This is a genomic window from Melioribacteraceae bacterium 4301-Me, from assembly GCA_041538185.1.
Lineage (GTDB): Bacteria > Bacteroidota > Ignavibacteria > Ignavibacteriales > Melioribacteraceae > Pyranulibacter > Pyranulibacter aquaticus.
In genome coordinates, this window is the sequence record JBGORM010000005.1 from 117,463 (window position 1) to 131,506 (window position 14,044).

Below are 14,044 nucleotides of genomic sequence, written 5' to 3' on the forward strand. Positions count from 1 at the left end.
TTAATTAACTGGCTGGCTAGTGAGGAAATTTATCTTTGTATAATTTTATACTGTTGTTTATAACTTTATAAGCCTCGTCTTTTCCAAAGAACTGCTCTACAATTACATTCTTATGCTCTAATTTCTTGTAATCTTCAAAAAATCTTTTTAGTTGGATTGTTGTATGCGGGGGTAATTGTTCGAGATTATCGATATAATTTACTGACATGTCATTTTTAGCGACAGAAATGATTTTATCGTCGTACTCTTCGCCGTCAATCATTCGCATTAAGCCAAGCACTTTTGCCTCAATAATACATAAGGGGTCAACAGTTGCAGAGCAAATTACCAAAATATCGAGCGGGTCACCATCGTCACAAAAAGTTTGTGGAATAAATCCATAGTTAGCTGGATAATAAACAGCAGAGAACAAAATTCTGTCTACCCGTATCATTCCGCTTTTTTTATCGAGTTCATATTTAATTTGTGAGCCTTCTGGAATTTCTATAACTGCATTAACAATTTCAGGCGCTTTATCTCCAATATCAACTTCATGCCAGGGATGTAAAGTCATAGTTTATTTCTTAAAAAGTGAATTACTTATCCAAATTTAAACTATAAAAAGCCCATAAACAATATAACCTATTAGTGCTAATACGCTAACGAGTATAAGAAACATTAAGAAGTAAAACGAAAAATCTAAACCCCTATCTTTTTTTGAATCACTCACTTTTAATCTCTGTAAGTCTAATTTTTATAAATCGTTATTTATAACAAGTTTTTTATTGTTTTCATTTCATTATTTTATTTTATGCCAAGCTACGATATTAATTAAGTTTAATCGGCACTTAACATTCTTAATCCTTTTTTTGCAATTACATTTTTAGGGTCAAGAACCAAGACTCTTTTATATAGTTTAATTGCCTCACTATAATTTCCTAATTGATGTTCTGATGAAGCCAGCATAATTAAAAATGGAAGAACGTCGGCTTTCAGCTGCAAAGCTTTTTTTAAGTAATTAGATGCTAACGAGTAATTTTTTCTTTCGAAAGCACGTTGACCTAAATAGCCATAAGCATCAGCGCCTTCATTTCTGTAATTACTCTCTTTTCCTTCAATTAATTTCAACACAATCTGAAACTCATCTTCTACTTTAGAGAGTGAATCTAAAGCTTTATATACTTGTGCAAGCCAGAAGTGCGTGGAAACTTGGTTTTCGTTCAATCTAATAGCTTTAAGTAGGGCTTTTCTACTCTCGTCATATTTTTGTTCTTGAAAATATGCAAATCCAATATACCTATAAGCTGGTTCATTATTTGAGTCAACCTCGATTTGCTTTTTATAGAATTTTATAGCTTTGTCGTAATCTTTTTTAAGATAATTTAAATTTGCTAAGTCGATAAATATTTCTTTTAAGGTGCTGTCCTTTTGATATGCCTTGCTAAAAGATTGTAAAGCCAGGGAATCTTTATTAATAATTTCGGCTGCTCTACCTATTTTAATTAAATCCATAATATTGAGAAGTGAATCTGGAAGAGAAGTATATAAATTTACGGATTCATCGAGTTTAGTAAGGTAATATGCTGTAATTGCTTGTATTTTTTTTAGAGTATTATTGTTAGGATATAATTGTAAGCCACTCTTAGAATAATTATATGCTTCATTATATTTCCCTACTTCAAGAAACGAATTAGCAGCTTCTACATAAGCATCTTCACTTTTTTCTATATTTAAGTATTTAGTTAAATAAAAGGCAGCATTTTGATAAAGCTTAGCTAAATAAAATATTTTTGAAATATTTTTTATTGCCTGTACATTTGTTGAATCAACATGTAGAATTCTTAAGTAAGCGTTAACCGCATCTGTATATTTCTTTTGTTTATAATAAACCTCTGCTAATTTAAACTTTAGCGGGATATTTAATGAATCTCTTTTTTCGACTTCCAAATAATTACTTGCAGCAAGTTCTAAGACGCCTAATTTATTGTATACATCCCCAATCATTTCCTGTACTTTAATATTACCAGGCTCTTTTTCTCTAAGTATTATTAAAACTTTTAAGGCGGTGTCGGTCGAATCGACAGTTAACAAATCTTTGGCTAAGGTCAGGGCTTTTTCAAAATTACTGTTCTGAATAGCTTTATATGCCTCTTCAGATTTAGATTGTGCAAATAGAAGAGACACACTCAAAATAAAAAATAAAATAATGCTAATCTTTTTCATCGCGTTGTTCCAATTAATATAATTGTATTAGCTTTACAGGTACAGTAGCTGGACCAAGTTTATTATCTGCTACTATTTTTTGCCCCTCGTTACTAGTTAAAAAAGTGGTAAAGCCGGAAGCTAAACCAAGTCCTACCTCGTTCAATAAAATAATGGTTGTTCTAGTTAGCGGATAAGTTTCATTAACAAAATATCCTTGGGAGGGGCTATAATAAGTTGTTTCGTTCGCGTTATTCATACCAAGTTTAAGAGCTTTAATTTTGGTGTTTGAGCCTATCAAATCAATGCCTACAAATCCCATAGCATTTTTCACTTTTAAGATTTTATCGATGACATCTTTTTCGTTGTAAACAATATTTACATATTTAGGTTCGTTCCCATTAAGTAATTTTTGGGTTATAAATTCGTAAACGCCCGAATTTTTTTGCGGTAAATAGATTTTATAAGAAAAATCTTTTCCTGTAAGAAGATTTATTAATGTTGGAATTTTTATTCTATCAACGGCGCTTACAGAAGGAACAATTACAGCCACTCCATCGTAACAGAATTTAAATACCTTAGTGTCAGGTCTTTTTTTAGATATAAATTCTTTTTCTTCATTATTTAGTTCTCGTGAACAAACAAAAAATTTTGCTTCATTGTTTAACACTTTTGCTATTCCTTCTCTTGCAGTTATAAATTCAAGATCAATAACTGCATTATTATAAAGTGAAACGAACTTGTCTCTTTCGGCAATCATTACTTTTTTTAGAGATTCATCAACATAAGCCTTTAAGTAACCTTTTGTGGGAGTTTCTTTAGGTTCACTGCATCCTAAAAAAAGTGGAATGAAAAGAGTAAAACTAAACCACAAACAAAACATGCTAACACTATTCCTTTTCATTTGCATTATTTCTTTTAACTTTATACTTAGTTATTACTATTCTATAGGTTCCATAAAGAACAAATACAATGCCCATTATTTCTTTTAGTTGAGAAGGCAAATTTGTCGTGGAAATATTAGTAAAAAGAAATGCAAGACCAAACAAGATAAACAAGCTACCGGCACTGTAAGCAATATAACGTAAAAGCTTTTGCATTTTATTATTTATTCAACTCGAACTTAAAAGGAATAACAACCCAAACAGTAATAGGGTGTTGATTTTGAAGAGCAGGGGTAAAAACACTTTTCATTGCAGCGTCTATTGCTGCTTGGTTAAAAATTTCAGCATCAGTTTTAATAACAACGGCTTTTTTGGGTTTGCCTTCTTTATCCACCAATACTTTCACATATACTTTTCCACTTATACCTGCTCTTTGAGCAATTTCGGGGTAAACTGGTTTAGCAGCTACTACTATTTCTGGACCTTTTTCATAAGGAACGAATGCATTTATATCGGGCTCTTTATCTTCATCTTTCTCAATTTTAATATCTTGTGTTATTTGTGTGGTAACATTGCCAGTGCCGTTACCAATTGTAGGAGAAGACATTTGACTCATTTCCTCCTGAGTAGCTATCGTTTGTTCTGCAGGTGCTTTTTCGTCTGGTACTGGAACAGGAACCCCAACGGTTGGCTTAGCTACAGGTCCTGATACTGCAATTTGCGGTGGCACTTCATTTGCAATAGAAGGTGGTGGACCCAACTCACTGTACTTCATTATTCTAACTACGGGTGCTGATTCCTCTTCGTTTTTATTAATTGATTGGATAAAATAATATAAGCCAACACCCAAAATATGGAGCAACACAGCAACCACTAAACCAATAGTATAATTTCTCGTATAGAATTTTTTTAATTCGAAGGCACCAAAGAAATTTTCTGGGAATCCATCACTTTGTGGTTTGTTTATAACTATTGTATTCATTTTAGATTCCATAATTAAATTGCTTTAGACATTTCTTTTTGATCTATCTCATTCATGGGTGCTAAAGAAAACCTTGTAATTGAATCGAGATTTAATTCGTCTAAAACATCAATCATTACATGGTATTTGCTTTTTCTATCTATCTTTACTAAAACAACAAGTTTTGGATTTTTTTGAGCTTCACCAATCAAGAATTTGTGTAAATTATCCATCGACATTTTCTTAGGTATATCAATTCCATAATTCCAATACACAGTATTTTTTTCATCTATTCTAAGAGTGAGTAAATTTGATTCTGCCATTTCTACTTTAGCATCCTTAGGTGGAAGATTAATTTCCATTGTTTGTGGTTTTCTGAAAACTGTTGTAAGCATAAAAAATGTTAACAACAAAAAAGCCACATCCACCATAGGGGTCATATCAATCCTTATTGCTACTCTTCTTTTTTTCTTTTTACTTCCTTTTTTTCTTCTACTGCTTGCACCACCGCCAACATCCACTCCAGCCATTTTTTCTCCTTATTAACTTTTTTCTGTTTTAAGATTAGTTACCATTGCAAAACGTGTTATTTGCGTTTTCTGCAGTATATCCATTATGTCTGATATTATTCCGTAATCAACATTGGCATCGGCATTAATAATAGTTCTAAGTTTAGGATTGCTTATTCTTGCCTTTATTAATAAATCTGGTAGTTGGTCTAATGTTACAGGAACAGATTCCTTTAATCTGTTTTCCTGTCCAAACATCGATTGCATCATGTAAAAAGAGTCGAAGCCAAGATATACTTTACCGCTATCTGAGACAGTAATTTTCATAATATTAGATTCTGGTAGCTTCACGTCTGCGTGAGACAAAGGAAGAATAATCTGAACTTCTTCTGGCGGCCTGAATTGAGTAGTAAGCATAAAAAAAGTCAACAGTAAAAATGCCACATCAACCATTGGGGTCATATCTATTCTAATAGGGACTCTTGCTTTTTTAATGTGGGGCATATTCACCTCATTTCACTTTGTTTTCAAAAGTTGGATTACATTGTAAGATGCTTCATCAACTTGATATGTGAAATTATCGACTTTATTAACGAAGAAGTTATAAGCTACAATACCCAGAATAGCTACAAAAAGTCCGCCGGCAGTATTTACCAATGCTTCGGAAATACCAGTTGCAAGTTGAATTGCATCGGGTGCGCCTGCTTGCGCTAAGGCTCTAAAGGCTCTAATCATTCCAAGTACAGTACCAAGCAAACCTACCATTGTAGCTATTGATGCAATTGTAGATAATGCAATTAAATTTTTCTCTAAAAGGGGAGTTTCAAGCATCATTGCTTCTTCAATAGAACGCTGTACTTCAGCAAGCTGTTTATCTGCGTCAACAAGGTTGTGCTCACTAACAAGTTCTTTATACCTCTGAAGAGCGGCGCGTATAACATTTGCTACAGAACCTCTTTGCTCTTCACATAATTGTATCGATTCATCAATTTGTCCACTTCTAATTTTATCTAGAATCGAGGAAAAAAATTTATTTACCGATTTTTTACCAGAAGCTTTTCTTAGAGAAAGAGACCTTTCAATTATTATTGCAAAGTCCATTATAGACAATGCAATAAGCAGTGATACCAGTGGGCCACCAGTATAAACTTGTCCAATTATATTTAATGGCACTGACCGACCTTCGCCATCTTTAAAATTAACTGGATTACCCAAACCGTACTGGTAAATACTTATTGAAATTGCCAAAGCTAAAATGAAAAGAATTACAATAAAAGCAGATTGTTTCATTTCTGATTCTCCTATTAAAAAATGTTCTTTAATTTTAAGCAAGACTAATGCCGGATTATTTGTTTTAGCAAAACTTGTTTTTTACTCAAGAAAATGGCGATTCGTTGATTGGATTATCTTTGAAAGTATTTAAGGAAGGTGAATCCTACTTCTTTCGGATTTCAATTTGAAAATGTTTTTTTACAACTTGTTATTATTCAACAACTTAATCAAATTTCAAAATGAAATAATAATTAGATATTATATTCATTCCGTTTGCGCCACAGTGTTGTTTCTGAGATACCTAATATTTTAGCGGCTTCTTTAGAGTTCGAGGCAATTTTTATTACTTCCATTATATGTTTTTTTTCAAGTTCTTTTAGTGAAGGGATGACACTTAAAAATTGTTTTTGCTGTTGATTAAAAATTTCCTCAGGTAAAGATGACGGCTTAATTATTTTATCTTTCGAAAGCGCTACAGCTCTTTTAACAACGTTTTCAAATTCTCTAATATTTCCAGGCCAATTATAATCGGTAAGAATTTTTAAGGTCTCTGGTAAAACATAAAATTTAGTTTCTGGAGCAATTTTATCAAGAAAATGTTCAAGCAGAAGAGGAATATCGTCTTTTCTCTTTCTAAGAGGTGGAATTGAAAGTTTAAAGCCACTTATTCTATAGTAAAAATCATCTCTTATGTTACCGCTGTTCAAATCAAGCTTTACGTCTTTATTAGTAGCACTAATAATTCTCACATTTATTTTTCTTGTAATTCCTTCTCCCACCCTTTCAAATTCCATATTTTGTAGAAACCTCAACAACTTTACCTGCATTGGTTTTGGGATTTCAGTTACTTCGTCAAGAAATAATGTTCCACTGTTAGCAAGTTCTACTCTGCCAATTTTGTCTTTGAATGCACCTGTAAAAGCTCCTTTTACATGCCCAAATAATTCGCTTTCAAAAAGATTTTCGGGAACGGCTGCGCAATTTATTGGAATAAAAGGTCTATCGCTTCGGAGACTATTTTGGTGAATAAATCTTGCAAGTAGTTCTTTACCAGTTCCGCTTTCCCCTTCAATTAAAATAGATATTTCACTATTTGAAATATCTTTGGAAATTCTTAACAGTTCTAACATTTCGGCGTTTCTTGTAACAATATTTCCTGTATTAATTAGGTCTTCTATTTGTGTTTTTAGCCCAAGAACTTCTTTTGTTAACTTATGATATTCGTAGACACGTTCAGCAATAAGTATAAACTCTTTATGAGTAAACGGTTTTGTAATATAGTCATACGCACCTTTTTTAATTGCCTCTACTGCAGTATCAATTGATCCATAAGCAGTCATTATAATTGCTGTAGTATCGGGAGAACTTTTTTTTAATTTTTCAAGAAATTGAAGACCGTTTAATGGATGCATTTTGAGGTCGATAAATGCCAAGTCAAAATAAACTTCTCTAATTCGTTTTAGAGCTTCTTCAGCGTTTTGATAAACTTCAACCTCAAAATTTTGTGAGGTAAGTGAAAGTTCTATAGTTTTTAAGATGTTTACCTCATCGTCAACTACTATTACTTTGCACTTATTCATGTTTATGCTATAGGCAATTTAATTTGAAAAGTACTCCCACTCTTTGGTTCACTCCAGGCTTTTACAGTTCCTTTGTGTATTTCGACAATCTCTTTAACAATTGATAAACCAATTCCAATGCTGCCTGGAACGTTGCTATCTACTTGGTAAAATTTATCGAATATTTTTCCAATCTGGTCTTCTTCAATTCCAATTCCATTGTCTTGCACTTCGAAAAAGGCAAATCCTTCTTTACTGTAAAGCGAGACATTAATTGTACCACTATTGCCTGTAAACTTATATGAATTCGATATTAGGTTTTCAAATGCGCTTATTAAGTAATCTGAATTGCCATTAACAAACAGTGATTTTTCAGATACAAAAAAATTAAGTGCTATGTTTGTAGTCTTATCATATTGTCTTCTGAATTTCTGTATCAAATCATCAGTCAATTTTATTAAATCAATTTTATTGAATTCAATTTTTATGCTGCCCGACTGAAGTTTAGTTAACTGAAGTATTTCGTATACAAGTTTATTTAATCTATTATAATCCTGTTTCATTGAATTGTATAAATCCTTTTGTTTTTCGTTAATATTGCCTACTATTCCTTCGCCTAAAATTTCAAGAGCCATACCTAAAGAAGTCAATGGCGTTTTAAGTTCGTGTGATACCTTTCCAATAAATTCTGATTTCATCCTATCCAACTCTTGAAATTTTGTTACATCGTTAAATACAATTACTGTTCCAGTCATTTCACTGGCAAAACGTTCAAGCTTAGAGCGGTTTATCTTAAAGTACTTTAGATTTCCATTTTTATCTTTAACGGTAAGAAACTTTTCTTTTCCCGATTTTTCTTCTGAATTTATATCGTCGAGATACTCTTTCAGATCTATTAATTTTTCTATTTGTAAACTTTTTTCTTCTTTAATGTCAAATAATTCTTTAAATGAATTATTGGCAAGCAGAATTTTGTTAGAATTATCAATCATTGCAACAGGTTCGTACATACTTTCAATAATCAACTCAGATTTTTTCTTCTCGTACAAAAGCTTATCAACATTTAACTTTTCATATCTTCTAAGTTGCTCACTCATTTTATTGAATTCGACAGCCAAATTATTAATTTCGTCATTATTTTCGCTTACATCAATTTTCTCGTCAAAATTTCCATTTGCAATATGTTGTACAGATTGTGTTAAATTTAGAAGGGGACGAACAACATAATTTGAGAATTTCATAACAAAAAGGTAACTGATTATAATTCCCCCCACCAGGATAATTGCAATTAAAATTGCAGCCGATCTTGTAATATCATTAACTTGCTCTAACGTATTATTCATTAACTTATGATTAATCTCATATATGCTATTACATTTAAGTTTTATGTTACGAATTAACTCTACTGCTTTATTGAACATATTATTTTCCAAATCAATTTTATGAGATTGTATACCGTTCCAATTAATATTAGAATATGTTTCTTTTAAGAATTGTCCATAAAGCAGATTCATATCATCTAAGATATTTTGTTCCATCTTAGTAAAGGCGCTCTGACGTGCTTTTGTGTACCAGAAATAAAAATCCTCTTTAGAGCTTTCGAATAATTTTTTACCTTGAGCTGAATTGCCCGTAAAAACTAACAAAATAGAATGGAATTGGTCATCAAGAGCACGAACCATATTCTCGGCGGCTATTATACTAGAATAATTTTGGTTTAGAGTGGTTTTTATCGACTCATTCAATCTATAAAAATTGTAAACGCTCCAAAACGTAACAAATAACATTATAAAAATTACGATAGAATAGCCCGCAAGAATTTTACTTCTTAAGCTGGCATTAAATATTTTGAGTATTTTCATTTAAGTAAAAATAAAGATATAAACTTACTTTCTTTACTTTAAATTAAGCGAACAACAATCCATAAACAATATATCCCACAAAAGCCAAGACACTTACAACTATTAAAATCATCAAAAAGTAAAATGAGTAGTTCAATGATTTATCATTTTTTTCATTACTCATGATAATCTCCCGTTGAATTTTTTTGTAAATAATAACTTGATAAATTCAATGGGTTTTTATGTATCTGTTGAGTGTTGTATTGTTAATAAAGACTGGATTGAAATAATTATGAAGTACGGTTTAACTATTTGATGGGTTGAATATTTAGTAATGATTGCACAAGAGAAATTTGTAGAGTATAGATTTTTTAGAAAGTCGGATTTAACCTTTGTCTCTATTCTTCTATTATCTTCAGGTAGATTAATCTGTGAAGTAACTTGATTTATAATTTGTGTGGGGTAATCCCCTGAAGTTAATTTGTTAGTTAAAACAAACTCATTAATCTGAGTAAAAAACAAATTTAGAATTATTAGTAGATTCAAAAGCTTTTTAAAATGCATCATTAGTTTCTCTTTCTCACAAAAAAATCTTAGCAAAGTTAACATTATTATAAATATTTAAGAGCCTGGAAATACTATCTCCTGCGTCCTAAAATTTCTTGGAAATTGGCTTTTAAGTCCTTCTTTTGTCGCTACTGCTGTGCCAATTATTTCATCATTATACATAACTAGTTTTTGACCTAATTCACTAAAACTTTTTTTTATAAGTCCACCTTTCAAGTAAATTTTAAGATCTTCCAGACTTTCTAATTTTACTATATTTTTTTTGATATGCTTACCAAGCACTTGAGCAGCTAAAGAATACAGTTGTAATTTATTATCTTTATCAATTAAACCAAGTCGAGCGCCAATCCTAACAAAATCTATGTGATATTTAGTATGCCAGTCTTTATTTACAAAAAATATCTCATTTCGTTTTAATAAATAATTATAATTCTCAAAAACAGTATCATCAATACAAAAGCTGCTTTTAACGTTATTCAAATAATTTTTTACAGATGGGTCGTTTAAATTTCTTAGGGATAGTTTATTTAAAACTAAGTTGTCATTTACTTCAGAATATATCTCTCCAATCTTTCTAAGTTTAGCAATAAAAAATCCCTCTGAATTTACTTCCCACGGCAAAATTCTTCTCGCATTAGCCAAGGAAGGATTTAACTTTTCATTACCATATATTGTGAATGCCTGATGGGATGGTAAAGGCAAATTAATTTCTTCAACTTCTAATGGATAATTGTTAATAAGTTTATTAACAACTAATTCATTCTCTTCAAGACTAAGTGTGCATGTGGAATAAACAATTTCACCGCCAACTTTACACATTTTTGCTGCACTGAGCAAAAGTCGATATTGAAGATTAGAAAATTGAGGGATTTTATTTTCATTCCACCAATTATTTACTTCACCTTTTTTTTGAAGGATTCCTAATGCACTGCATGGCGCATCAACCAAAATTTTATCGAAATAATTATCAAAGATTTTACTTAATGCTTCTCCTTTTTCATTAATTACACCAACATTTAATAGATTCAATTTCTCGATATTAAAGACCAGACTTTTTATTCTATCTATTGAAATTTCATTAGCAATTAAAGTGCCTTCGTTATGCATAATTTCAGCTAACTGGGTAGTTTTTGAACCGGGTGCCGCACATAAGTCTAATACTATATCATTTTTTGAAGGATTTAATACTAATGGTGGAATCATTGATGACAAACTTTGAATGTAATATTTGCCTAATATAAAGTGAAAGGTTTTACCAATAATTTCATTTCCTTTAATAATTTGGTATGCATTAGCAATGTTGTTAACGGGTAGTAGTTGAATGCCATAGTTATTTAGTTGTTCTATTATCTCGTTTTTCTTTTCATTTGAATTGAACAATCTAATGTAATAGTTAGGCGTGGAATAAAAAAAATCTCTGTAATTTTTGAGGTAATTTTCTCCGAAGAATTTTTTTATATACTCAGCAATTTTTTCGCTTAGCTCTATCAATTTAGTAGCGGGAAATATTCAATGAATTAAATATTAAAGCAGATATTCTCTTGAAGCCTTTGGAATTAGGAAAATTCGTTTTGAATTCAATTTCAATTTCCTTTAAGATGTTATCCAAATACTTCTCATAATCTCTAACAATTTGGTAAACGCGTAAATCGGATTTAGGCATAAGCAACTTAGTCGGTCTCGTTCTATTGGCATAAATAACGTATTTAGCTTTATATTGATTATCCGTTGAATAAATAGTTTCACCTGTCTCATCAATAATTTGGTATTTATCAAAAAGCGGCGGTGGAAAAAATAATAATTTACTGGGCAATGATAATTCTTCACACTCATCATTGCCTAGAAAGTCATCCGGAAATTTTTTCAGGTCATTCTTAATCTTTTCTATGTAACTTGCCGCAAAATCCTTTTCGGTCATCTATTATCTATCACTCCATGTTAATTTGCGAGCACAAAAAACAATTTTAAACCAGGGTAAAATGCTAAATATACAAAACAAGAAGAGAAGCGAATTATTAATCTTATTTTCAATTACCAAATGTTATCACAAGATACAGAGCAAATAAACAGAAATTTTAACGAACAGATTTAAAATTCATATCGACCTTTTGTGGTTCTTCAATCCAATCCGCGATAAAAACATTAGTTTCGTGGGAAAATTTTCTATCAGCTCTTCTGTTTGAGCAAAATATTAAGTGTTTCCCGTCGTAAGAAAACATTGGGAAAGCATCAAAAGTTTCAGAATGCGTAATTTGTTCCAATCCTGTTCCATCAACGTTTATCATAAAAATATCAAATATTCTTCCGCCTTTATGCAAGGTATGATGATTTGAACTAAACAAAATTTTTTTACCGTCGGGATGAAAAAAGGGAGCCCAGTTTGCACCCGGAAGATGAGTAACTTGTCTGGCATTTTTACCATCAGCATCTGCCACAAAAATGTTTAATTCTTTGGGTTCAACATAACCCTGTGAAAGGAGTTTTTTATAATTTTCAGCATCTTTTCCTACTGGTCTACTTGCGCGCCAAACAATTTTTTTAGAATCTCTTGAGAAAAAAGCGCCTCCATCATAACCCAAAGTATTAGTTAATCGAAGATATTCTTTAGATTGCAAATCGTAACGCCACAATTCTAAATCGCCTGAACGAGTTGATGTAAAAACAATATACTTTCCATCTGGCGATACTGTAGCTTCCGCATCGTAACCTTTACCGCCAATTAACAAACTCAAATTAGAACCATCTTCGTTAGCAATATAAATATCATAGGAATCCAAGATTGGCCAAACATATCTGCCTTCAGCAAACATTTTTGTTTCGGGGCAATTTTCATTACTTGCATGTGTAGATGAATAAATAATTTTACCATCTTTCAAAAAATAACCGCATGTAGTTCTGCCCTTGCCAGTAGAAACCAGCATATATTTCATCCCATTTTTATATGGGGAACCATCGGCATTCATTTTAAAAATCTGATCACAAGGCTGTGAGTTTATTTGTGACCAATCACTTTGGAAAATTATCTGCTTATCATCAAAACTCCAATAAGCCTCAGCATTGTTTCCACCAAAAGTAAGCTGTCTTATATTTCTTAGATGATACTCACCTGTGTAGCGCAATGAATCCTTTAAAGGTTTGTAGGAATCTTGCTGAGCAAAATTAATTGTCACAAAAACAAATTCTGCCAACAGATAAATTAACGCACTTCTAACCACATTCATTTTTAGATTATTTATGTAAATCAATTTTAAGTTTTTTTGTTTCTTTCCTTAGGACAAAATAAATTCCAGCTGCAATAAAAGGTATGCTAAGCAGTTGACCCATGTTCAACGGTAAATACTGTTCAAATTGAGATTGATTTTCTTTCAAAAATTCAACACAAAATCTGAAACCGAAAACAGTTATTAAAAATAGTCCAAATATTAGTCCTTCTTTTAATTGTCCAAATTTCTTTTTGTAAAAAGAAAACAAAAAAATAAAAATAGATAAGTAAGCCAATGCCTCATAGATTTGTGTTGGATGGCGCGGTATGTCATCAACCGAGGCAAATATAAACGCCCATGGTAAATCGCTGGGTTTTCCGATTATTTCAGAGTTGAAGAGGTTACCAGTGCGAATAAAAAAACCTGCTAATGCAACTGTAATTACAATACGATCAATTGTCCATAAAAACGATTGTGCAGACTTTTTTCTTGAGTATAAATAAATTGCAATTAAAATTCCGATGCCAGCGCCATGACTTGCCAATCCACCTTTCCAAATTTCCAATATTTCTATAGGATTACTTAAATAATAACTTGGGTTGTAAAATAAAACATGACCTAACCTGGCACCTATGACTGTACCAAGTATCATATACCAAATTAGATCATTTAAATCATTTTCATCTTTTCCTTCCTTTTTAAAAATGTAGGCCATTATATAATATCCTACCAAAAAAGAAGTGGCAAACAACAAACCATACCATCTGACTGTAATTGGTCCCCAAGAAAAAATAATTGGACTTACATCCCAATAAATAAAATTAAGCATCATAAAAACTATTCTTAGTTTAAAGTTAATATAGGTTACAAGAAAAAAACGCCCTTTTGTAATTTACTCAATAAGCCGATAACAAATCAAAGATTAATTTCAAAAAATTTATTCTGACAAATACCCTTAAAAAACGGCTGATAGAAGCAAAATGCATTTTTTAGATTTAACCTAATTAAAAATTTATCAGCTGCATTTTTACTAATTTCATAAATTCATTAGAACTGATTAAATATTA

The 14,044-nt window shown here is 31.3% G+C and carries 14 protein-coding genes; all 14 read right to left on the reverse strand.

From position 1 onward, the window contains the following. Positions 1–16: 16 nt before the first annotated feature. The 14 genes from ABRY23_09725 to lgt all read right to left on the reverse strand — a co-directional run bounded on the left by ABRY23_09725 (position 17) and on the right by lgt (position 13,809). Positions 17–553 carry an inorganic diphosphatase gene (locus tag ABRY23_09725; GenBank protein ID MFA3783328.1) on the reverse strand — a complete coding sequence of 179 codons (537 nt, stop codon included), beginning with the start codon at positions 551–553 and terminating at the stop codon, positions 17–19. A gap of 263 nt (positions 554–816) precedes the next feature. After that, positions 817–2,202 (reverse strand): tetratricopeptide repeat protein, encoded by a 1,386-nt coding sequence (locus tag ABRY23_09730; GenBank protein ID MFA3783329.1) that lies wholly within the window; start codon positions 2,200–2,202, stop codon positions 817–819. 13 nt (positions 2,203–2,215) lie between these two features. Beyond that, the gene (locus tag ABRY23_09735; protein MFA3783330.1) at positions 2,216–3,085 is read right to left on the reverse strand and encodes a PstS family phosphate ABC transporter substrate-binding protein; all 870 of its coding nucleotides are present in this window, start codon (positions 3,083–3,085) and stop codon (positions 2,216–2,218) included. Next, a complete protein-coding gene (locus tag ABRY23_09740) occupies positions 3,072–3,281 on the reverse strand; it encodes a hypothetical protein (GenBank protein MFA3783331.1) in 210 nt (69 codons plus the stop codon). Before ABRY23_09740 ends, ABRY23_09735 begins: the two co-directional genes overlap by 14 nt. 4 nt (positions 3,282–3,285) lie before the next feature. Continuing rightward, on the reverse strand, positions 3,286–4,047 hold the full coding sequence (locus ABRY23_09745) for a TonB family protein (protein ID MFA3783332.1): 762 nt from the start codon (positions 4,045–4,047) through the stop codon (positions 3,286–3,288). Positions 4,048–4,061: 14 nt separating this feature from the next. Next, the gene (locus tag ABRY23_09750; protein MFA3783333.1) at positions 4,062–4,556 is read right to left on the reverse strand and encodes an ExbD/TolR family protein; all 495 of its coding nucleotides are present in this window, start codon (positions 4,554–4,556) and stop codon (positions 4,062–4,064) included. Between the two features lie 12 nt (positions 4,557–4,568). Continuing rightward, positions 4,569–5,039, reverse strand: a complete 471-nt coding sequence (locus ABRY23_09755; GenBank protein MFA3783334.1) for an ExbD/TolR family protein — start codon at positions 5,037–5,039, stop codon at positions 4,569–4,571. Between the two features lie 12 nt (positions 5,040–5,051). Further along, a complete protein-coding gene (locus tag ABRY23_09760; protein MFA3783335.1) occupies positions 5,052–5,825 on the reverse strand; it encodes a MotA/TolQ/ExbB proton channel family protein in 774 nt (257 codons plus the stop codon). A gap of 233 nt (positions 5,826–6,058) precedes the next feature. Then, positions 6,059–7,387, reverse strand: coding sequence for a sigma-54-dependent transcriptional regulator (locus ABRY23_09765; protein ID MFA3783336.1), 1,329 nt, complete (start codon positions 7,385–7,387; stop codon positions 6,059–6,061). Positions 7,388–7,389: 2 nt separating this feature from the next. Further along, positions 7,390–9,228 carry an ATP-binding protein gene (locus ABRY23_09770; protein ID MFA3783337.1) on the reverse strand — a complete coding sequence of 613 codons (1,839 nt, stop codon included), beginning with the start codon at positions 9,226–9,228 and terminating at the stop codon, positions 7,390–7,392. A gap of 600 nt (positions 9,229–9,828) precedes the next feature. Next, entirely contained in the window at positions 9,829–11,265 is a 1,437-nt protein-coding gene (locus ABRY23_09775) for an NOL1/NOP2/sun family putative RNA methylase (protein MFA3783338.1), read from the reverse strand. A gap of 1 nt (position 11,266) precedes the next feature. Next, positions 11,267–11,692 (reverse strand): hypothetical protein, encoded by a 426-nt coding sequence (locus ABRY23_09780; GenBank protein MFA3783339.1) that lies wholly within the window; start codon positions 11,690–11,692, stop codon positions 11,267–11,269. 157 nt (positions 11,693–11,849) lie between these two features. Next, positions 11,850–13,019, reverse strand: a complete 1,170-nt coding sequence (locus tag ABRY23_09785; GenBank protein MFA3783340.1) for a TolB family protein — start codon at positions 13,017–13,019, stop codon at positions 11,850–11,852. Next, complete coding sequence (gene lgt / locus ABRY23_09790) at positions 13,003–13,809, reverse strand: prolipoprotein diacylglyceryl transferase (GenBank protein MFA3783341.1); 807 nt, start codon at positions 13,807–13,809, stop codon at positions 13,003–13,005. The genes ABRY23_09785 and lgt overlap by 17 nt, the downstream gene beginning before the upstream one ends. Between the last annotated feature and the right edge of the window lie 235 nt (positions 13,810–14,044).